The sequence below is a fragment of the Providencia sp. genome, from assembly GCF_040396775.1.
In the GTDB taxonomy this organism is placed as follows: Bacteria; Pseudomonadota; Gammaproteobacteria; order Enterobacterales; family Enterobacteriaceae; genus Providencia.
In genome coordinates, this window is the sequence record NZ_JBEBNT010000012.1 from 55,122 (window position 1) to 77,063 (window position 21,942).

At 44.0% G+C, this 21,942-nt stretch carries 22 protein-coding genes; 8 read left to right on the top strand and 14 right to left on the bottom strand.

Annotated features, from left to right (window positions below):
- Positions 1-47: 47 nt before the first annotated feature.
- On the top strand, positions 48-458 hold the full coding sequence (rnk, locus tag ABWP91_RS13475; protein WP_219244577.1) for a nucleoside diphosphate kinase regulator: 411 nt from the start codon (positions 48-50) through the stop codon (positions 456-458).
- A gap of 131 nt (positions 459-589) precedes the next feature.
- On the opposite strand, the gene pmbA is transcribed toward rnk, so the two are convergent.
- The gene (gene pmbA / locus ABWP91_RS13480; protein ID WP_353243665.1) at positions 590-1,930 is read right to left on the bottom strand and encodes a metalloprotease PmbA; all 1,341 of its coding nucleotides are present in this window, start codon (positions 1,928-1,930) and stop codon (positions 590-592) included.
- Positions 1,931-2,109: 179 nt separating this feature from the next.
- On the opposite strand from pmbA, the gene yjgA reads away from it, so the two are divergent.
- The 3 genes from yjgA to ABWP91_RS13495 all read left to right on the top strand — a co-directional run bounded on the left by yjgA (position 2,110) and on the right by ABWP91_RS13495 (position 3,373).
- Complete coding sequence (gene yjgA, locus ABWP91_RS13485) at positions 2,110-2,655, top strand: ribosome biogenesis factor YjgA (protein ID WP_353243666.1); 546 nt, start codon at positions 2,110-2,112, stop codon at positions 2,653-2,655.
- Between the two features lie 155 nt (positions 2,656-2,810).
- The gene (locus ABWP91_RS13490; RefSeq protein WP_353243667.1) at positions 2,811-3,044 is read left to right on the top strand and encodes a hypothetical protein; all 234 of its coding nucleotides are present in this window, start codon (positions 2,811-2,813) and stop codon (positions 3,042-3,044) included.
- The gene (locus ABWP91_RS13495) at positions 3,041-3,373 is read left to right on the top strand and encodes a low molecular weight protein tyrosine phosphatase family protein (protein ID WP_353243668.1); all 333 of its coding nucleotides are present in this window, start codon (positions 3,041-3,043) and stop codon (positions 3,371-3,373) included. Before ABWP91_RS13490 ends, ABWP91_RS13495 begins: the two co-directional genes overlap by 4 nt.
- Here ABWP91_RS13495 and ABWP91_RS13500 read toward each other — a convergent pair.
- The 11 genes from ABWP91_RS13500 to ABWP91_RS13550 all read right to left on the bottom strand — a co-directional run bounded on the left by ABWP91_RS13500 (position 3,354) and on the right by ABWP91_RS13550 (position 15,700).
- Complete coding sequence (locus tag ABWP91_RS13500; RefSeq protein WP_353243669.1) at positions 3,354-3,941, bottom strand: RBBP9/YdeN family alpha/beta hydrolase; 588 nt, start codon at positions 3,939-3,941, stop codon at positions 3,354-3,356. The two genes, ABWP91_RS13495 and ABWP91_RS13500, sit on opposite strands and share 20 nt — an antisense overlap.
- 59 nt (positions 3,942-4,000) lie before the next feature.
- On the bottom strand, positions 4,001-4,288 hold the full coding sequence (locus tag ABWP91_RS13505; protein WP_219244584.1) for a barstar family protein: 288 nt from the start codon (positions 4,286-4,288) through the stop codon (positions 4,001-4,003).
- A 13-nt stretch (positions 4,289-4,301) separates the two neighbouring features.
- The gene (locus ABWP91_RS13510) at positions 4,302-4,787 is read right to left on the bottom strand and encodes a ribonuclease domain-containing protein (RefSeq protein WP_353243670.1); all 486 of its coding nucleotides are present in this window, start codon (positions 4,785-4,787) and stop codon (positions 4,302-4,304) included.
- Between the two features lie 86 nt (positions 4,788-4,873).
- Complete coding sequence (gene tldD / locus ABWP91_RS13515; protein ID WP_353243671.1) at positions 4,874-6,319, bottom strand: metalloprotease TldD; 1,446 nt, start codon at positions 6,317-6,319, stop codon at positions 4,874-4,876.
- 5 nt (positions 6,320-6,324) lie between these two features.
- On the bottom strand, positions 6,325-7,179 hold the full coding sequence (nit1, locus tag ABWP91_RS13520) for a deaminated glutathione amidase (RefSeq protein ID WP_353243672.1): 855 nt from the start codon (positions 7,177-7,179) through the stop codon (positions 6,325-6,327).
- Complete coding sequence (gene yhdP / locus ABWP91_RS13525; RefSeq protein ID WP_353243673.1) at positions 7,179-10,961, bottom strand: AsmA2 domain-containing protein YhdP; 3,783 nt, start codon at positions 10,959-10,961, stop codon at positions 7,179-7,181. The genes nit1 and yhdP overlap by 1 nt, the downstream gene beginning before the upstream one ends.
- Positions 10,962-10,985: 24 nt before the next feature.
- Entirely contained in the window at positions 10,986-12,455 is a 1,470-nt protein-coding gene (gene rng / locus ABWP91_RS13530) for a ribonuclease G (protein WP_353243674.1), read from the bottom strand.
- Positions 12,452-13,039 carry a Maf family protein gene (locus ABWP91_RS13535; protein ID WP_353243675.1) on the bottom strand — a complete coding sequence of 196 codons (588 nt, stop codon included), beginning with the start codon at positions 13,037-13,039 and terminating at the stop codon, positions 12,452-12,454. The genes rng and ABWP91_RS13535 overlap by 4 nt, the downstream gene beginning before the upstream one ends.
- Before the next feature lie 37 nt (positions 13,040-13,076).
- Positions 13,077-13,565, bottom strand: a complete 489-nt coding sequence (gene mreD / locus ABWP91_RS13540) for a rod shape-determining protein MreD (protein ID WP_353243676.1) — start codon at positions 13,563-13,565, stop codon at positions 13,077-13,079.
- A gap of 45 nt (positions 13,566-13,610) precedes the next feature.
- Positions 13,611-14,573: a rod shape-determining protein MreC gene (mreC, locus tag ABWP91_RS13545; protein WP_219244592.1), complete on the bottom strand. Its 963-nt coding sequence runs from the start codon at positions 14,571-14,573 to the stop codon at positions 13,611-13,613.
- 83 nt (positions 14,574-14,656) lie between these two features.
- Positions 14,657-15,700: a rod shape-determining protein gene (locus ABWP91_RS13550; protein ID WP_047756254.1), complete on the bottom strand. Its 1,044-nt coding sequence runs from the start codon at positions 15,698-15,700 to the stop codon at positions 14,657-14,659.
- 607 nt (positions 15,701-16,307) lie between these two features.
- Between ABWP91_RS13550 and acuI the strand changes: the two genes are divergently transcribed.
- The 4 genes from acuI to accC all read left to right on the top strand — a co-directional run bounded on the left by acuI (position 16,308) and on the right by accC (position 19,835).
- The gene (gene acuI / locus ABWP91_RS13555) at positions 16,308-17,291 is read left to right on the top strand and encodes an acrylyl-CoA reductase (NADPH) (protein WP_353243677.1); all 984 of its coding nucleotides are present in this window, start codon (positions 16,308-16,310) and stop codon (positions 17,289-17,291) included.
- A 231-nt stretch (positions 17,292-17,522) separates the two neighbouring features.
- Positions 17,523-17,987, top strand: coding sequence for a type II 3-dehydroquinate dehydratase (gene aroQ / locus ABWP91_RS13560; protein ID WP_353243678.1), 465 nt, complete (start codon positions 17,523-17,525; stop codon positions 17,985-17,987).
- An 18-nt stretch (positions 17,988-18,005) separates the two neighbouring features.
- Complete coding sequence (gene accB, locus ABWP91_RS13565) at positions 18,006-18,476, top strand: acetyl-CoA carboxylase biotin carboxyl carrier protein (protein WP_219244595.1); 471 nt, start codon at positions 18,006-18,008, stop codon at positions 18,474-18,476.
- 12 nt (positions 18,477-18,488) lie between these two features.
- Entirely contained in the window at positions 18,489-19,835 is a 1,347-nt protein-coding gene (gene accC, locus ABWP91_RS13570) for an acetyl-CoA carboxylase biotin carboxylase subunit (protein ID WP_219244596.1), read from the top strand.
- A gap of 74 nt (positions 19,836-19,909) precedes the next feature.
- Here accC and ABWP91_RS13575 read toward each other — a convergent pair whose 3' ends face one another.
- Together ABWP91_RS13575 and ABWP91_RS13580 are read right to left on the bottom strand one after the other, a co-directional pair.
- Complete coding sequence (locus tag ABWP91_RS13575) at positions 19,910-21,160, bottom strand: anaerobic sulfatase maturase (RefSeq protein WP_353243679.1); 1,251 nt, start codon at positions 21,158-21,160, stop codon at positions 19,910-19,912.
- A gap of 29 nt (positions 21,161-21,189) precedes the next feature.
- On the bottom strand, positions 21,190-21,906 hold the full coding sequence (locus ABWP91_RS13580) for a GntR family transcriptional regulator (protein ID WP_353243680.1): 717 nt from the start codon (positions 21,904-21,906) through the stop codon (positions 21,190-21,192).
- Positions 21,907-21,942: the final 36 nt, after the last annotated feature.

Genomic DNA, 21,942 nt, shown 5'->3' on the forward strand with positions numbered 1-21,942 from the left:
TTCTGGGTGGGGGGTGTTTGCTTTGTACGTCTCTATTGGAGTGTGGTATGACAAAGCCAACAATTATTATCAATGATTTAGATGCTGAACGCTTAGATGCACTGATGGAACAGCCAGCTTACGCAGGCACCCCCGTTGCCGAAGCGCTCAATGATGAACTTGACCGTGCAGATATTCTTAGCCCACAAGAAATCCCTGCAGACGTGGTCACAATGAACAGTACTGTCCGCTTTTTAGACCTTATTAGCAACGAAGAGCGCACGCGTACATTAGTTTACCCTGCCTCGCTAAAAGACAGCGCAGAACAGTTATCTGTTATGGCACCTATCGGTGCGGCGCTATTAGGCATGCATACTGGTGATGAAATCAGTTGGGAACTGCCAAACGGTGTGCAAACACGCGTGCGTGTTCTTGAAATCGTCTATCAGCCTGAAGCGGCTGGTGAGTTTCACCGTTAATTTCGACTTGCTGAATTAAGGATGGCTTATCGAAAAAAGTTTTCTTGAAAAACTCAGGCAAGTCTTCTGGCATATTCAGGCACTCATTGAGTGCCTTTTTTGTATCTACTACTTTAATAAATTAGACGTTATTACTCCCCCGCAATACTCATTTCAGGAAGCAGCACAGACCCACACTGAATATTGCTACGCGTTTCGATATCATCAGCGATAGTGACCATATTTGCCCACATATCTTTTAAATTACCCGCGATAGTAATTTCGCTAACAGGGTATTGAATTTCACCATTTTCGACCCAAAAGCCTGATGCACCACGTGAGTAATCCCCCGTAATACCGCTTACACCTTGGCCCATTAACTCAGTTACCACTAAGCCAGTTCCCATTTGTTTGAGCAATGCATCAAAAGAAAGCCCTTGCCCAGCAATGCGCCAGTTATGAATTCCCCCAGCATGGCCTGTGCTCTGTAAACCCAGCTTGCGAGCAGAATAACTGGTCATTAGCCACGTTTGCAGAACGCCATCTTCCACGATATTACGCTCAGTTGTGCGTACACCTTCGCTATCGAATGGGGAAGAAGCTAAGCCGCCGATTAAATGCGGCTGCTCGTTAATGATTAACCAGCTTGGTAAAATTTGTTTGCCGAGGCTGTCTAATAAAAATGAAGACTTGCGATAAATGCTGCTACCGCTGATCGCCCCAACAAGGTGACCAAACAGCCCTGTCGCGACTTCTGACGCAAAAATCACAGGGGCTTTCATGGTTGGCAGTTTTCTTGGGGATAAACGTGCTAGCGTACGGCGTGCACATTCTTGGCCAACCCACTCGGGGGATTTCAATGCATCCACACTGCGGCCAATCGTATAGGCGTAGTCACGCTCCATATCGCCATTGTGTTCTGCAATCACGCAGCTCGACATAGAATAACGGCTTGAGCAATAGCTTTGCAGCATGCCATGGGAGTTACCAAACACACGTACGCCGTAGTGGCCATTAAAACTACCACCTTCAGTATTCACAATACGCGAGTCCGCATTTAACGCTGACATTTCTGCAATAGATGCTAAGCGAATGGCTTCTTCTGGGGAAAGCGCTGTCGCCTGGAATAATTTAAGATCAGGTGCTTCAAACGCCAGCAATGATTTTTCTGCTGGGCCCGCACAGGGGTCTTCAGAGGTGTAATTCGCAATATCGATAGCGGCTTGAACAGTACGCTCAATGGCTTCAGGGCTTAAATCTGTTGAAGATGCGCTACCTTTACGCTGTTGGTGGTAAACGGTGATACCTAACGCGCCATCGCTATTAAATTCCACATTTTCAACTTCACCTTGACGGGTGCTAACACTGATCCCTGTGCTTTTATTCACCGCCACTTCCGCGGCATCACAACGTGATTTGGCAAATTCTAATGCGTGCGCAACTGCATCTTCGAGTTTTTTACGTTGTTCTGTGACTTGTTCGGTTACACTCATGCATTCAATCCAATAATGTGGGGAAAATGTTTTTCTGCCCTAACATGCAAATGCTAGGTAGTCATAAAGGGGTTTTCCCAGTTACAATAGATAATAGTCAAATGTTAACACTCACAACGCAGTAAATCATATTAATTACGCGTAATTTCACTACTGTGTTTGAAAAAAGGAAAATCGATATGGCCAAACAGCCTGATGACTGGCTGGATGACATCCCAGCGCCGCAAGACGAAGAAGATGAGGAGATCATTTGGGTCAGTAAAAGCGAAATTAAACGCGATGCTGAGATCCTCAAAAAACTGGGGGCTGAACTCGTTGATTTAAGTAAAAGCGAGCTTGAACGTATTCCATTGGACACTCAATTACTTGAGGCCATTGAGCTTGCTCAGAAAATCAAACGTGAAGGTCGCCGTCGACAATTACAGCTTATCGGTAAATTATTGCGTTCACGTGAAGTGGAACCGATTACCGAAGCCCTTGATAAACTAAAAAACCGCCATAATCAGCAGATCGTCATTTTGCATAAATTGGAAGATTTACGCACCCGTTTACTGGAAGGGGGTGATGATGTGATTGAAGAAGTGGTTACGTTGTTCCCAACAACAGACAGGCAACAACTGCGCGCCCTTGTGCGTAATGCGAAAAAAGAGCGTGAAAGCAACAAACCGCCAAAAGCGTATCGTCAAATATTCCAATATTTGAAAGACCAGTCTGAAATCGCCTAATCGTTTTCCCCTACGCCTATTTTGGGCTAGGGGAAAATCCTAAAAAGCATCCCTTCCATTGATAGCCCGCGTAAAGCGGCGTACTATTCGCCTGTTAGTCATACTCTGACCCGTATTATCGCGGCTGCTGAACCCCGATAAATCATGAGGAAGATATGGATAATACTCGAAATAGAGCATGGCGCAGAGCCCAAGCTCGTACCAATAAATCACGTGATCAACTCAACGCTCGCCTTGTCGACTGTTATGCACCAGAAAAGAACTGGAAACAGATGTATGGGCGCAGTGAAAAAATGATCCGCGCAGCTCAACTTGGCATGGCCTACCCACAAGTAAGCAGTGCCAAACTGGTGCGTAATAGCCTTGATGAGATACAAAACGATCAGTGAATATTTTATTCATTTGCAGTAAAAATCAATGGCGTAGCCCAACCGCTGAACAGATCTGGCGCAATCATGCAAGCTGGGTCACCCGTTCAGCGGGAACAAGCCGCCACGCGAAGCGCCCTATCAATGCTGAGTTAATCCGTTGGGCGGATGTCATTTTCGTGATGGAACAAAAACACAAAAATCGCCTTAAAGCTGATTTTTCGCGCCTACTTGAGCACAAAACCCTTCATGTTCTGGATATTCCTGATGATTATCAGTACATGGATCCCGAACTGATCGCCCTATTGGAAGATAGCGTTCCTCACATCCTTAACCAAACTGCTGTTTAATTGCCTCAAGCAAGGTGGGAAACGCCGTATAGCCTTCTCTGTCGAGAAAATGCCCTGCATTCTCTTCCAAAATAACCTGTGTATTTAATGTTTTTGCCAGTGCTTTTGATGACGATGGTGAAACTATTTCATCATTGGTGGATATGATTGAAATACGCTTATCGGCTATATCAATTAATACAGTGTGATCGAGTGGGCTTAAGGTATGACCGCGCAGCTCAGGTAGCGTCTGTTGCTCTTCATCAAAACCAGACACTAAGATATACCCTTTAACAGCTTGCTGCTTATTTTGTAAAAAACGCAGTGCGGTAACACAGCCAAGGCTATGACCAATCAGAATGGACTCTTCATCAATATCAAAAGGAAGCTGTTGCAAACGCTGCTGCCATTTTTCTGGGTCTGGGGATAAAGCATCTGGCATTTCTGGCACATCCACTTGCGCACCAAGGGCTTCAAGCTGGCTTTTTAGCCATGGGAACCAGTTTTTTTCGGGAGAAGCTGTATAGCCATGGATAATAACGATTTTTTGATTTTTTAGTGGCTGTAATGCCGAAGTGAAGTGACTCATCCTAGAATTCCTATCAATTCAGTTGTCTTGCTTAGACTGTACCATGAGTGATAGGGTGATCAGTTAGAGCTTTTTGTTATATCTAACGCAAAAACAAATTCTTCTTCCCACATATCTTGTGCATCATTCATCACATCAATGACATCAGCAAATTCGATGCGTTGCTCTGCACTCATATGGCTAAAAATAATGGTTACGGGAAGCTCAATGCCTGCGGAAACCATGTCCCACAAAGCATCGAGGTTATGGCCAAACCAATCTGGAAGCGAAAATTGCTGAGCAAATTGCTGATAAAAATCATTCAATGTGTTTATCTGGCGAAAATCAAAGCTCACCTGTTTGCTCATCACTACGTTTCCTTTAATTGACTTGTTTAAAGCTCTTATAATGGTCGTGGGTTACAAAAATCATCCCATCTGAAGAGTATAGCAAACGATCGGCCCCACGGTGCCCACAACGGTAGTTGATATCCGCTTCAAACCATTGGCGATTATCTGCGATAGGCAACGATTTTTCGCGATTTGAAAAACGATCGCCCCCAATTGCCCGCCCCGGTAAGACATCACAAAGATTGCCCTTTTTGGCATCCCAGCCCGCTTGCCTCGCCTCTTTTTTTGTTAGATAAAATGCAGGAAGCTTTTGGTATTTCTGCATATAACTAACGACATTCTGCTGTTCAGTAAGTTGGTCTATGGTTTTTGGCTGGGCATTTTCTCGGGTGGTCGCTTGCTCAGAAGCCGCTGGTTTGTCTGCTTGTGGCTTATCTTGAACATCGCCACCACGGAAATACAAGCTCAGCACAATCAAAATAGCCATCAATACCAGTGATATGACTCTTTTATTCATTTAGTACCTTCATTATGACAATAACGGCAACCAATACTTTCGCAAAGGCTGCCGTTTAACTCGCTATTGCGTGGAAGATCGCAAAATTACGCGGTACCGCCTACCGTTAATTTATCCAATTTCAACGTTGGTTGACCGACGCCCACAGGCACGCTTTGGCCTTCTTTACCACACACACCCACGCCTTTGTCTAATGCAAGGTCATTACCCACCATGGAAATTTGCTGCATCGCCTCAACACCTGAGCCAATCAGTGTTGCTCCTTTCACTGGCGATGTGATTTTTCCATTTTCAATTAAATAGGCTTCAGAGGTTGAAAATACAAATTTACCTGAGGTGATATCAACCTGACCGCCACCAAAGTTTGGTGCGTAAATGCCTTTGTCGACGCTAGCAATAATTTCTTCCGGTGTTGAAGAGCCGGCAAGCATGTAAGTGTTCGTCATACGCGGCATTGGCAGGTGCGCATAAGATTCACGACGTGCATTACCTGTCGGGGAAACTCCCATCAGGCGTGCATTCAGTTTATCTTGAATATAATTACGCAAAATACCATTTTCTATTAGGACGTTATATTGCCCTGGTACCCCTTCGTCATCAATTGCCAGGGAACCACGACGACCCGCTATCGTCCCATCATCCACCACGGTGCACAGTGGCGAGGCCACCTGCTCACCCATTTGCCCAGAAAATACAGATGTGCCACGGCGGTTGAAATCGCCTTCAAGGCCATGACCAACTGCTTCGTGTAACAACACGCCTGGCCAGCCCGCACCTAATACCACAGGCATCATACCAGCAGGTGCTGCAATGGCAGATAAATTCACCAGCGCCATACGTACGGCTTCACGCGCATACTGCTCAGCCACGATTTGACCTTGGTGAATTTCTAAGAAATATTCATAACCATAACGACCGCCACCACCACTGGCACCACGTTCACGTTTGCCATCGTGTTCAACTAACACGCTAACCGAAAGGCGAACTAACGGGCGAATATCTGCCGCCAATGTGCCATCTGTTGCAGCAACTAGCACTTGCTCATAAACCCCCGTTAAGCTGGCGTTCACTTCGATAACTCGCGGGTCTTCAGCTCGTGCGACTTGGTCAACACGGTGCAATAAATCAATTTTCTGTTCACGAGACAGGCTCTGTAAGGGGTCGGCTACAGAATACAATTTTTTGTACTCAACATTGCTTAAGACACGTGATTTACCAGAGCCTTGTTCGTTCACAATGCTTCGTGCTGCGGTCGCGCTTTGCACCAGCGCTTGCAGTGAGATTTGGTCTGCATACGCAAACCCTGTTTTTTCACCGCTTACCGCTCTTACACCAACACCTTGGTCAATATTGTAAGAGCCATCTTTGATTATTCTATCTTCAAGCACCCAAGATTCATGGAAACTTGATTGAAAAAATAGATCCGCATAATCCAGATGGCGCTCAGATAATAACCCTAAAATGTCATACAGATTTTCTTGCCCAAGGCGGTTGGCGGCCAGCAAATGTTCGCTGACGGAAGCTAAACTCATATTCGTTACTCTTTGGTTGCGTCTTTTTTAATCAGAGAGGTCAGTTGCGGTCTGAAGCGGTTATGTTTTACCACTCGAATTTGCTCACGCATGACACTCAAGCTGTCTGTTTTGATATTCAATACTGTCGATGCCACTGCATCGACGTTCTTTTTCATCACTTTACCCCAGCCATCAACGGCAAGGCTGTGGCCCCACGTGCGTCGGGTTCCATGCACACCCACTTGAGCAGGCGCCAAAATATAGCATTGGTTTTCAATCGCACGGGCACGCAGTAATGGTTCCCAGTGTGCCTGACCGGTATAGCGGGTAAATGCGGCTGGAACAGAGATAATTTCCGCACCTTGCTCACGCAGCGCTTGGAATAAACCAGGGAAACGCAAGTCATAGCAAATCGTCATCCCTAAACGGCCAACAGGAGTATCCACCACCGTGATATGCTCGCCACGTTGATAAATGACTGATTCGTTGTAATTCCCTTGCTCGTCTTCAATATTCACATCAAACATATGAATTTTATCGTAGCGAGCTTTGATATTACCTTTGGAATCAAATAATAAGCTGCTGCTTGTAATACGTTCAGGATCTTCACGGCTGATCATCGGCATCGACCCAACGAGGATCCACACATTATACCGTTTCGCCATGGCGCTGATAGCGTCTTGCAACGGGCCTTTCCCTTGAACTTCAGCTTGTTTACGGTAGGTCGCCGCGTCCGCAAAGAGCAATGCATTTTCAGGTGTCAAAACTAACTGAACAGTCTCTGGCAACTGTTTGATTTGTTGCTCGATTTGCGCCAAATTGTGCTTAGTATTATTTCCGCTACATAACTGCAAAAGTGCAACGTTACCATTTTTCATTACTCTTGAGTCTCCTTTAGTTGACGTAATACTTCATCAATTTTTGGCTCGTCCAAGCTACCTGTCACGCGATAACGAATAACAGAAACTTTACTCCATAATGGGCCGAGCACTTTCGTCGCCGCAAACACCGCAGCGCCAGCAAATGGGTTGACCACAAACGCGGTTGCTACCCCTACTGTAGCAGAAATTTCAGGTGTAATAACCGCTTCTAAGTTAATTTGACGTTTAACAAGGTCAACCTCACCATTTAAAGCAATGTCCGCGACTAGACCGTCCACAACGGTATTTTTTGATGTCATCACGCCATTATGCAAGGTCGCATCACCTTTAATCGAGTCAAAATCGAAATCGTTGTTAAATGTATCGCGAAAATCGAACTGTAGCTTACGTAACAAAGCATCGAAACTGACTAAGCGCAGGATCTGCCCTGCTCGCCCACCACCCATTTTCGCAATAGCCCCTTTACCGAGTTTCACCGACAACTTCCCGTTTAATGAGGCAATGTTCGGTGACCACGGTAAATTGGCCCAGTCTAAATTAAATTCAATCGTATACGGGGACTCAATAATGGGCACTAACATACCAAAATAAGCTGCACTTTCATCGAAAGCTTCTCCCGTTAAGGAACCCGCCACTTCAGTTTTATTGCCGTCACCACTGTGCCAGATAGCATCTAATTTTAGCTGCATGGCACTATTGTTTAGCGTGCCATCGGTCAGTTGCAAAGAGTCGCCTTTCGGAATGATATTAGCGCTAATTTCGCCCAGCTTTTGCCCTGCAATCCAACACTCTTTACAGGTTATATTTAATTGCGGCCATTGGCTAAAGTCAACGCGCTCAGAGCCTGTTGTGCTTTCGGCCACCGAACTTGGGTTGTAATACAAGTAATCAACAGCCACTTTCCAAGGTTGTTTTGCATAGATTTGTAGCGAGCCTTTGAGATTTTCGCTATCCACGCTAACCGCTTGCTCATCACGTTGTAAATCATAGGAAAAATTTAAATCTTTCCAGTACTGCCCGCCCAAATAAATGGAGGCGAGTTTAACCTCAAGCACTTCAGGGAGGCGAATATTCCCCCCACCTTGTCGGCTATTTGATGAAACGAGCAACCCTGCGAGTTTGTCCAAATCCATCTCTTTTACTGGTGGTAAATCAACAACAATCGCCGCATTTTTTGGTAATTCAGGTGCTTTGTTTTGCCACTGAGCAATATGCGCTTTGACAAGCCTTAATGGCTTGTCGGTTAAGTTCCATTGGGTATTAAATCCAAGGCACTTGCCAATATCACCACCAATAGTCAGTTGCTCAGTATCGCCTTTCGCTTGAACATTAATTTGCCCCAATTCCGCCAGTAATTGGCTATTTAGGACAGGTAACTGGCTTTTTAGCTGCTTAAGGTCTGCGGTAACATCAATTTGTAAACCGACTTTTTCTTTTGCTGAATCAGGTAAGTTAATCGAGACATGGCTTTTCCAATCACTGGTACCCGACACTTTCTGTTTGATTTCATCGGGGATCATCGCCAGTTTATTCAGCGCCCAATTCCCCGCAATATTCACATCAACCTGATAATCTTTCTGGCCTGTCAGCGTCGTAAAATCAACCGAAATAGGCTGGCCAAACCACTGCCCCTGTAACTTATCACCTATCAAGTCGCCATTATTAAAGCTAAAGCTACCGGTTAAAGACGAAATAGTGCTATCAATTGGCTGAATCAATAAATCATTTTTATTGAGGTTAACCTTCCCTTTTGCGACAACCTCTTTCCCCGCACTCAATGGGATAGACAAACTGAGCTGCCCATTCACGGTGCCACCAATTTGTAACTCTTCCAAAGTATCACCGATAGAATGTTTCATCGGTGTGTGCACAAAATATTGCTGAATTTGCTTGCCAGTACCGCTTATATCCGCATCGATATACAGCATCTCATCAGTGTAATCACGGATAATCGCATCAAGGTTGGTCGCAGTGGCGTCTGCCAGTTTGACTGTTGGCGCATGCATGTACAGGCCTGCACGGCGAAAATCTAAATTCATGTCCAAGTTAAGTAATGCTGGCCATTCGCTGTCATATTCGAAAGTGGCATCTCTCAGTGGCACATACACTTGGAATTGGCCGTCATTGTGCTCATACGGGAAATTGGCAGGGTCGCCTTTGTACACCAATGTGGCGTTGTCGACCTTCCCTGCAATAATCGCTTTTGTCAGGTAGTCAGCAACATCTTGCCCCATTAATTTTTGTGGGAAATAACGCCATGCATCCCCGGCATCATCCAGTCGAATACCCGATAAAATAGCTAAATCTGCATAATCGCCTTTTTTGGCTTTGGCATAACGAAATTCACCGTTCGCCCACAGAGACGTGGCTTGCACATTTAAGGCTGGGCTCCAAAGCTTAAATTCGCTGTCATTATCCACCCAATACAGCTGCCCTTTTGCAGTAGAAATATTAAACGGCGCTTTAAACTCATCACGGTAATCAACTTTGCTGTCTTGCAGGTTGAAAGAGATACCACCACTTTGCATTCCCCCAATTAATACACCAGAGAAATGATCCACAGAAGGAAGTTCCTTCCACTTTTTCCAACTGACATCCTGCCAATCGACGCTAATTTGTAGAGATTCAGGCCTATTTTGTGTCGCATCTAGGGCAAATTCACTCACAACCCCAGTAGGTTGGCGATGCTGCCAATCTTGCACCATATCTGGCGTAAGAAATGAAAATGTTGGCAAGACTTCACTTAAGCGCTCAAGTTCGATATTTTTTGCTCGAACACGCCAATGGTCGTTATCTTGGTATTTTTTCGATGCCGGCAGATACAGCACCGATACGCTACCTTGAGGCCAAATAGACTCATTGGTTTTTAATGTATCAAGTTCGGGAATATTAAATAGCCAACCATTTCCCTGTCTTTTCATGCGTAGCAATAAATCATTGACTTGCAGATTTTGAGTTAGCTCGCCCTCCCCCCAGTTCGCTTCCCCTTGGCGCAACTGAATCAACCCACTTTCAATACGATTGTCTTTTAAACTGATCCAAGAAGACAAACTAAAGTTAGCATCACGCAATGAGGTGTTATCGCGCAGCCAGCGGCTTAACCAAGGCTGCATATCAATATTGTCAGCTTGAAGGTAAAAAATACCGTCACTCAGCACACCATTTTTATCTGATACATCAAGTTTAACTTGCAAATAACCATGTTGTTTATTGATGGTTTCAAGGCTGACAAAGCCTTGCGCACGGTGACGTTCATTTTCATTTAGCCAAGAAAGCTCTGGCAGAATTAACGTGGTTTTTTGCTCGGAGGGTGTTAAAAAGGTCAGTTGACTGTCTTTTAACGTAAAATGGTCGAACTGGCGCAAAAATAGGTCTTCAACGCCATCTAATGTCTCTCCTTCAGCGGAGCCTTCAAACAAGAAAGGGACTTTGTAATCAACATTCAGTTGGTAGAAAGTCAGGTCACGAAAGCGCCAACGTAGAGAAAACAGTGAGTTCCAGATATCGAGTTCAAGATGAATTTGCTTAGCACTGACATCCGTTGTGTCACTTTGCAGCGAGACATCGGATAACGTGAGAACGGGGCCAAAATAGCGCCATGCCCCTTCCATCTCACCTATCTGAACCGAAACATCGGCCTTTTTTTCGATATAAGCAATGAGATCGGGGCGATAGCTATCAATATTCGGCAGAAGGAAACGCAGTCCTGTCAGCACCAGCGCGCACAGCAATAAAATAACCGCAGTGGTCACCAGTACTACACGTGGCAGTCGTTTCACTCACATCTCCTTTAAGAAAACAGGCTACATCATTACAACATCAAAGCGTTCTTGGCTGTATAACGGCTCAGTCTGAACTTTCACTTGCTTCCCAACGAAGATTTCCACTTCTGCCAGTGCGTGTGATTCATCCCCTTTAAGCACATCTACCACGGCTTGAGATGCGTATACCAAGAAGCGATCAGCGTCGATTGTGCGGTGAACTCTCACGATTTCACGTAAAATTTCATAACATACCGTTTCCACTGATTTCACCGTACCACGGCCTTGGCAAGTTGGGCAGTCATCACACAATACGTGTTCAAGGCTTTCCCTTGTCCGCTTACGGGTCATTTCGACTAAACCAAGCTGCGAGAAACCGTTGATCGTGGTTTTGACTTTATCTTTACTAAGCGCTTGTTCCAGCGAGGCTAATACGCGGCGACGGTGCTCAGCATCGGTCATATCAATAAAGTCGATAATGATGATCCCGCCTAAATTGCGTAAGCGTAACTGACGTGCAATCGCTTGAGTCGCTTCAATATTGGTATTGAAAATAGTTTCTTCTAGATTACGGTGGCCAACAAATGCCCCCGTATTGATGTCGATGGTGGTCATGGCTTCAGTTTGGTCGATAATCAGGTAACCACCTGATTTCAATTCAACTTTTCTGTCCATCGCCCGTTGAATTTCATTTTCAACATCAAATAAATCGAAAATTGGCTGATTGCCTTGGTATAACTCCAGTTTTGCCGTCATTTCCGGCACATACTCTTCGATAAATTCTTGTAATTGAGTATAGGTCAAACGGGAGTCAACGCGAATTCTATCGAGATGAGCGCCTGCAAAATCACGGATAATGCGAAAAGCGAGTGCTAATTCACCGTAAATTTTCGTGCGGGTCACATTACGTTTTTTCCGTTCAATGACTTTCGCCCAAAGACGTTTTAAGAAAGCTGCATCTTGCTTAACGTCATCTTCACCCACGCCTTCCGCTGCGGTACGAATAATAAAGCCACCGTTTTCGTCACAATATTGGGCAACACACTGTTTTAAGCGCTCTCGTTCTTCTTCGCTTTCAATACGTTGAGAAACCCCTACATGGGAAGCCCCAGGCATGAAAACTAAATAACGTGAAGGTAGCGTAATGTCCGTCGTCAAGCGAGCACCTTTGGTACCCAGAGGGTCTTTCACCACTTGCACAATCAGGTCTTGACCCTGTTTAACCAGCTCAGCAATGTCCCTAACGTGGAAATTTTTTTGCTCATCACCCGCAATGCATTCGGTGTGCGGCATGATATCTGATGCATGCAAAAAAGCGGCTTTATCCAGACCAATATCAACAAAGGCCGCCTGCATTCCGGGTAGAACGCGGCTCACGCGGCCTTTGTAAATATTCCCTACGAGTCCTCTTTTTGCTTCTCGCTCAACATGTATTTCTTGTAAGATCCCACCATCAATATAAGCTACGCGCGTTTCAGATGGTGTAATGTTCACTAATAGTTCCGCTGTCATGACTTCCCCTTACCATCACCTAACGCTAAAAATCGTTGAATTAATTCATTTGTTTCGACCAAAGGTAAACCCACTACGCCATGGTAGCTGCCATTAATTTTACGAATAAAACGACCACCAAGACCTTGAATTGCATAAGCTCCCGCTTTATCCATTGGCTCACCTGACTGTATATAATCCTGTATTTCAAGTAAAGATAACCCGCTGAATGTCACATCTGTCACAATCAGCTCATGTAATGTCTGCTGGCTATCGGAAATTGCAATTGCGGTCATCACTTGGTGAGTTTTACCCGATAACGCACTGAGCATCTCTTGTGCATGTTGATTATCACGGGGTTTTTCAAGGATTTTGCCTTCCAGAACGACAATCGTATCGGCCCCTAAAACAGGCTTATCTTCGGGTGCAATGGCAACACCTGCTTGGGATTTATCACACGCAAGACGTTGTACATAGCCCGCTGGCGTTTCACCTGGTTGCCAATGTTCTTCTACCTCTGGACGTAAAATTTCAAAATGGTAGTCAAGATATTGCACCAATTCACGTCGGCGGGGTGAACCCGATGCCAAATAGATTAAATCCATAAAATATATTTCCCGTCAGAAACGACAGCTAAAACCCTTAACACACTGAAAACTGTCGACGAATTTTTCGTAAAAGCAAAAACAGCCATGGCCACAGGATACCATTGACGAGGCTATTCCAGAATACTTGCGGATGGAATAATACCTGAGATGATAAAAACTCAGCCCAGAATACCGCCAGATCTTGGATAACAGTCAAAAACATAATCACGAGCGCTTGCTGCCATAGCGCCATATTGCGTAATAATTGGTGTTTATAAGCGACGAGATAACAAATGATACTGAAGGAAAGTGCATGAACGCCAAGAGCAGAGCCTTGAATGGAATCAACAATAATACCTAAAATAAAGCTGGTGCCAACGCTCACTCGGTGTGGCAACGCCATCACCCAATACGCTAAAATCAACAGCAGCCATGATGGCCGATAAAAATTAAGCTGTTCTGGCCACGGCATGACTTGCAAAATCAGAGCAATAATAAAGGACAGCCAAATAATGACGCGTCCATTACCACGGTATTCATCCATTTAATTCATTCCTCCTACCCATAACCATAATAACGTTTCCTTTACCTATGGTTGCGGTGCCATTGATGGTGGCAATGGTGGCCCTTGAATTTCACTTGGATTCGGCAAAACTTGCGGGAGCACTTTCATTAAGCGTTCATTCGCTGCACGATAGACTTCCGAAGGCTGTAACGGGGTTTTCGGATCGCTGTCATTGCCCCATAAAAGCAGAAGATAACGTAAACGTTGCAGCTCCGCGCTTGGTCTCGCACTGATGATAGTATAGGCGCGCTGTGTATCATGTTTCACCGCTGAGACAACCCCAACAGGGTAACCCTCAGGAAAACGCCCACCGAGACCAGAAGTAACGAGTACATCCCCAACACGGATATCCGTGTTTTCAGGCAATGGTTCAAGCTGTAAATCATCCGCACACCCTGAACCTGCGGCAATAACACGCACATCATTACGCAGCACCTGCACAGGAAGGGCATGGGTAGTGTCGCAAATGAGTAATACGCGGCTATTAAAATTGCTCACACCCACCACTTGGCCGACAACGCCTTTATCACTAATAACTGGCTGCCCTTCATAAACGCCTTCATTGCTGCCTTTATCAATCACCACTTGATCACGATAAGGTGTATTCGCACCTGAAATGACTTGTGTCACCATCATGTGTTCATCTTGGCGTAATGGCGAACCGAGAAGCTCCCTTAAGCGTGCATTTTCTTGCTTAAGTTGTTCCAGTAACAAGTTATCGGCTTTTTTCAGTAACAGCTCTTGGCGCAATGCTTTGTTTTCAAATTGCAGCTGTTCCCGTGAAGAGAAATTTTCTGAAATGTTGTCCAGAAACTGGCGCGGACCATTGGCTAAAAAATAGAATGGGCTGACCGCCGTGTCTAAATAGTTACGGACTTTATTGAAGGGCTCGAATCGATGGTCAATCACCACCAGCACAAGTGCAATGATTACCGCAAAAAAAATGCGTAACTGTAGGGATGGACCTCGCCTAAAAATGGGCTTCATGTGTGGCTATGTTTCGCTAATGTCAGAGGATCAAAAATAGTCAAAGCAGCTAGGTATCGACCTAACTGCTTATAGTTGGCCATTTAGTCTTCGCTAAACAGGTCACCACCGTGCATATCAATCATTTCTAACGCTTTACCGCCACCACGGGCGACGCAGGTTAGTGGATCTTCTGCAACGATAACTGGGATACCAGTCTCTTCCATTAATAAGCGATCTAAATTACGAAGAAGTGCACCACCACCCGTTAAGACCATACCGCGTTCTGAAATATCAGACGCTAATTCAGGTGGACACTGTTCCAGCGCAAGCATAACCGCGCTAACGATACCCGTTAACGGCTCTTGTAATGCTTCTAAGATTTCATTGGAATTCATTTTGAAACCACGTGGAACCCCTTCAGCGAGGTTACGACCACGGACTTCAATTTCAAACACTTCATCGGTTGGGAATGCAGAACCAATACCGTGTTTAATACGCTCAGCCGTTGCTTCACCAATCAGTGAACCATAATTACGGCGAACATAGTTAATGATAGATTCATCAAAACGGTCACCACCAATACGAACAGAGGATGAGTACACGACACCGTTTAATGAGATAACAGCAACTTCAGTCGTACCACCACCGATATCAACCACCATTGAACCAGTTGCTTCAGATACAGGGAGACCCGCACCGATAGCGGCAGCCATAGGCTCTTCAATTAAGAAGACTTCACGCGCTCCCGCACTTAACGCGGATTCACGAATGGCTTTACGTTCAACTTGCGTTGCACCAACAGGCACACACACCAACACACGAGGGCTTGGGCGCAAGAAGCTGTTGCTATGAACTTGTTTAATGAAGTGTTGTAACATTTTTTCAGTCAAGAAAAAGTCAGCAATAACGCCGTCTTTCATTGGTCTGATTGCAGAAATATTACCTGGTGTACGTCCCAGCATCTGTTTGGCTTCACCACCGACTGCTGCCACGCTTTTCGGCGAACCTGCACGGTCTTGACGGATGGCTACTACAGAGGGTTCATTTAATTTGACGCCCTGTCCTTTGACATAAATGAGGGTATTGGCCGTACCCAAGTCAATAGACAAGTCATTAGAAAACATGCCACGAAATTTTTTAAACATAACGAAAGAGTTATCCTGCAAGCTGGGGACGAATATAAACCCGTCTACTCTACCAACCACTTGAAGCGGTCTCAAGACGTTAATGAGCTGCTTCTATAAATATGGTCAATTCATCTATTTTTCACGTACCGTACTGTACATGCTTCTTATCTAAACGAAGCAGATAAAAACCTCAAAAATAGATATTAATTTCACTTTTTCCATCACTAGATAGAATTACGTAAAAATAACCCCTACTCTTTGGCTGTTATATACTCCATTGTTTGTATTCCCAGTGTGACAAGTAATTGTGACTACAAGTTCAAATAATATTTATATCTTTTTATTATTGCTACGCACTGGTTATTTTCACTACAAATCAGATGAATTTCACGAGTGTTCGCTCTATTATCTACCAAAAATGAGGCAAATTTGTATTAGTACGCAAAATGAATTCGTCGCGATGCGTTATTTTGCATGATAAAAGCCTATTTATGCCAGAAAAAAATAAATTTTTACAAAATAATTACATTATTAATAGCTTAAGAACCGTTATTACGTCAATGAAATACCCTTAAATTTTCGGCATTTTAAATGACATATTTAATCATTTCACTAGGAGTGAACGATGAAAGCTCTTGTCCTAAACAAATCCGATGAAAAAATCACCGCTGATATCCAATCTCTGACAACGGAAATGCTACCTGCCGGGGATATTATAGTCGATATTCACTGGTCCACACTAAATTATAAAGATGCCCTCGCCATCAACGGCAAAGCGGGTGTTGTCAGACAATATCCGATGGTGCCTGGTATTGATTTTTCTGGGGTTATTCACCACAGTGAAGACCCGCGTTTTCAAGTTGGGCAACATGTATTATTGACGGGATGGGGGGTTGGTGAAACCCATTGGGGCGGCTTAGCATCCCAAGCGCGTGTTCCTGCGAATTATTTAACGCCCCTTCCTGAACAACTGTCTTTAAAACAGGCCATGGTTATCGGTACGGCAGGTTTTACCGCCATGCTCTGTGTAAATGCGCTAGAGGATGCAGGTATTACGCCTGATAAAGGTGAAATTGTTGTCAGCGGGGCAAGTGGTGGTGTTGGCAGTACCGCAGTTCAACTGTTATCTTTATTAGGCTATGACGTGGTCGCGATTTCTGGACGTGAAGAAAATAACGCTTATTTGCAGAAGTTAGGCGCAAAACGCGTCCTACCGCGCAGTGATTTTACTCAACCAGCCAAACCGCTCGATAAACAACTTTGGGCGGGTGCTATCGATACTGTGGGCGGTGATTTGCTCGCAAACTTGCTGGCACAAACACATTATAATGGCGCCGTTGCAGCTTGTGGTTTAGCGGGCGGTTTTAACCTACCGACCAGTGTGATGCCATTCATTTTACGTAATGTGCGCCTACAAGGGGTCGACTCTGTCTATTTCCCAGCAGCTAAGCGCGCGAAAGTGTGGGAACGTCTTACACAATTGCTACCGGTTTCTTTCTATGAGCAAGTGTGCTCTGAAATTAAATTGGAAGATGCCGCTGAATATGCAAGAAAACTATTAAAAAATGAGGTTACTGGGCGTACCCTAGTCAATCTTTGCGAAAAATAACCGAATATGTGCGGCCATCTGGCAAAAATACGGATTACCGCACATTTCACAAAATAAATTCGGGTAATTTCTCTGATAAGACCAGTATTTTGCTGCTATATGCCACGAAATAATTATAATAGCGTCCTTTGTCAGTAGAAATTCCATTTATTTTTATGATAAAAGATGACAAACGCGCAACATCGCGTTATGTTGTCGGACTATTGATATATCGTCGGAGTTAGCAGCATAATGGCAGAAGATATTCACATTTTACTCTTGAACGGGCCGAACCTAAACCTGCTAGGAATGCGTGAGCCAGGTATCTATGGTAACAAGACCCTACCAAACATTGTTTCCAAACTAACGCAGGAAGCTGGTGATTTAGGTGTAAAATTTAGCCATTTTCAATCAAATGCAGAACATGAACTCATCGATAGAATTCATGCTGCACGCCATGATGTTGATTTTATTCTCATTAACCCGGCTGCATTCACACATACTAGCGTAGCTATACGTGATGCATTACTGGCCGTGTGTCTCCCATTTATCGAGATTCACTTGTCTAATGTGCATGCGAGAGAACCATTTCGCCAACATTCTTATTTCTCCGATATGGCTGTCGGTGTAATTTGTGGTCTAGGCGTAGACGGCTACAGTTTTGCTTTACAAGCTGCAGTTAACCGTGTGCGTCTAATTAATTCAATCCAAATATAAGAGTACGGAATCATATCCATGGATATTCGTAAAATTAAAAAGTTGATCGAGCTGGTCGAAGAGTCTGGCATTTCTGAACTGGAAATTTCTGAAGGTGAAGAGTCAGTACGTATCAGCCGTATTTCACCTGCATCTCAGGTTATGGCTGCACCTCAACAATTTTACTCAGCACCTGTTGCACAACAACCTGCACTGGCTAACGCTGTTGCACCATCTGAAGCGATGGCAACACCAGCTGCACCAGCTGTAGTTGCAGGGCACCAAGTTCGCTCACCAATGGTAGGGACGTTCTACCGCGCACCAAGCCCAGAAGCGAAATCATTCGTTGAAGTTGGCCAAACTGTTAGTGTTGGTGACCCACTTTGCATCGTTGAAGCGATGAAAATGATGAACCAAATCGAAGCAGACAAAGCAGGCGTTGTTAAAGCCATTCTGTTGCAAAACGGTGATGCAGTAGAATTTGACGAGCCATTAGTTGTCATCGAATAACGAGGCGTCTCCATGCTGGAAAAAATTGTCATCGCAAACCGCGGGGAAATCGCACTACGTATCTTGCGTGCCTGTAAAGAATTAGGCATCAAAGCTGTAGCGGTTCACTCCACGGCTGATAGCGATCTAAAACACGTGTTGCTGGCTGATGAAACCATTTGTATCGGCCCAGCAGCCTCTGCAAAAAGCTACTTAAATATTCCTGCGATTATCTCCGCAGCTGAAATTTCAGGCGCACAAGCAATTCACCCAGGATACGGTTTCTTGGCTGAAAACGCTGATTTTGCAGAACAAGTTGAAAACTCAGGCTTTATTTTTATCGGTCCAAAAGCTGAAACCATCCGCCTAATGGGTGACAAGGTTTCTGCGATTAGCGCGATGAAAAAAGCAGGTGTTCCGTGCGTTCCGGGTTCTGATGGCCCATTAGGTAACGACACTGAAAAAAATAAAACCATCGCAAAACGTATCGGTTTCCCTGTGATTATCAAAGCCTCTGGTGGTGGCGGTGGTCGTGGTATGCGTGTGGTTCGCAACGAAAAAGATTTGGAATCTTCCATCAATCTGACGCGTGCAGAAGCGAAAGCAGCTTTCAATAACGATATGGTTTACATGGAAAAATACCTTGAAAACCCACGTCATATTGAAATCCAAGTCATGGCTGATGGCCAAGGCAACGCGGTTTATTTAGCAGAACGTGACTGTTCAATGCAACGTCGCCACCAAAAAGTGGTTGAAGAAGCACCGGCACCAGGGATCACCCCTGAAATTCGCCGTAGCATCGGTGAGCGCTGTGCCAATGCTTGTATTGAAATCGGTTACCGTGGTGCGGGTACCTTTGAATTCCTGTTCGAAAACGGTGAATTCTACTTTATCGAAATGAATACCCGTATTCAGGTTGAGCACCCTGTGACTGAAATGATCACTGGTGTTGACTTAATCAAAGAGCAATTACGCATTGCCTCTGGTTTACCACTATCTGTTAAGCAGGAAGATATCGTGGTTCACGGCCATGCTGTTGAGTGTCGTATCAACGCAGAAGACCCGAAAACCTTTATTCCTAGCCCAGGTAAAATCACACGTTTCCACTCTCCGGGTGGCTTCGGTGTGCGTTGGGAATCTCATATCTACGCAGGCTACACTGTACCTCCGTACTATGACTCAATGATTGGTAAGCTGATCACCTATGGTGAAACTCGTGAAATCGCGATTTCTCGCATGAAAAACGCATTGAATGAGTTAATCGTTGATGGCATCAAAACCAACATCGAACTGCACCAAATGATCATGAACGATGAAAACTTCCAAAAAGGTGGAACTAACATCCACTATTTAGAGAAAAAACTGGGCATTTCTGAGTAATCTTGAAATTGTCTGTTTGACTCATCGTCAATCAATGCCGCAAAGCTCTGCTTTGCGGTTTTTTTATTTAAAAATTAATTAACTTGCCGAACTGAAATGGTATTTCCTATAGCAGCAACAGGGTGGAATAAATGCAAGTTATCCATTATTGACGCAGGAGGACGATGATAACGCAATTCATTTGCCATATATTTCATATAAGGGTCAATATGACTAAATATCGCTTTATAGCCCTCACATAAATGGTTGTGCCATTTATTTTCAACTTTATCTGTTCTATGTTTTGGGCATCCGCCGTGACAAGCGAATTTAAATTCACATTGTTGGCACATAGAGGAAAGGTTTAGCTTTTGCTGACCAAAACGCTGCTGTTGCTTGCTGTATACGAGCTTATTAAGCGGCTTATTTAATAAATTACCCAGCTTAAATTCAGGGTAAACAAAATGGTCACAGCTATAAATATCCCCATTTTGCTCAGCAACAAGGCCATATCCACAAGAAGGCTGCATAACACAGAAACTTGGCATATCACCAGACCATGCTGCAAGTGAGTTATCAAAGAGTTGAACAAAGACGCTTCCAACATCCTTTTTTATCCAAACATCGAAAACTTTATTGATGAAATCACCATATTGCTTGCCCGTGATTGACCATGGAGTTAGCTGCTTATCACCTATTTCCTGTGGGTAACTCAAATGCCCCAACACACTGTTTTTTATTTCGTGTTCAACCACAGGGATAAATTGCAAATAATTTGCTTTCAACGTTTCCGTGATAAAACGATAAATTTCTTCGGGGTATTTAGCGGTTTCGTTATTAATAACAGTCAATATATTGAAATCAATCTGATATTCTTTCAGTAAATTAACTGCATTTATGACTTTATCAAAAACAGATTTTCCTGCGTTTGATTTTCGATAAATGTCATGGAGCCATTGAGGACCATCTAAGGAAATACCAACCAAAAAATTATGTTCTTTTAAAAACTTAGCCCATTCAGAAGTGAGTAATACGCCGTTTGTTTGTATGCTATTGTAGATTTGCTTTCCTTTTCCATAACGTTTCTGGTACTGAATAACGCGTTGAAAAAAGTCTATCCCCGCCATTAGCGGTTCGCCACCTTGCCAAGTGAAATCAATTTCATGGCTCGGCGATAGCTCAATATACTGGCGAATATATTCCCGCAATGTATTATCATCCATACACTTGAGTTTTTTATCGTTAAAGCCAGTTTGGTGCTCTTTTTCTAAATAAAAGCAGTAATCACACTTTAAATTACACTGATAGCTTGTTGGCTTTGCCATAATGTGAAACGCTTTTTTCATAATAACCTCTCAAGTGATGGCTACAGACGCTAACTACCATTCACCTTATATTCATAATAATCACTCAGATAACTCCCTTCCATGTACAAAATGGCTTCATTATCTTTATTATAATCAACACGTCGGCGAGAAAATATTGGTGTCTTCTCATCAACATTGAGTAATTCCATTTCTTGTTTCGTTGGAACAATGGCTGATAATTTTTCGGTATAGTGGTTAGAATTTAAGCCCCGCGACTCTAAAAAGAGATAAATTGACTCTTCTAAGTCCTCTTCAGTAATACTTTCAATGCAAGGTGGAAAATAAAAGCAATTATATTGAATGGGTAAATTGCCTTTCGTGATAACCCTTTCCACTTTGGTTAAGGTCGTTCCTTCGGGTAATGCCATAATCTCGGAAAGCTCGCGATTTAAAGTGACTTTTTTTATCGAAATAATTTTTCGTCTTACTCTTTGTGTCGAGATACCCAATATTTGGGTATGAACCGTTGCATAAGCTTTTTTAGAGTTACGAATAACAAGAGTGCCAACACCACGGGAACGTTTGACATACCCTTCTTTTTCCAACTCAGAAAGCGCCCTCCTTGCTGTAATTCGGCTGATACCAAACATCTCCTGAAATTCTGCTTCGGTTGGGAAAGTATCATTTTTCCGATATTCTCCCTTATTCAATTTATCCACCAAAATATCATATACTTGCGCATATAATGGTTTTGAGTGTGTGCTGTAATCCAATTGTTTTTTCATATATTAATCGCAATTACCCAGTTTTAGCCCACCGGG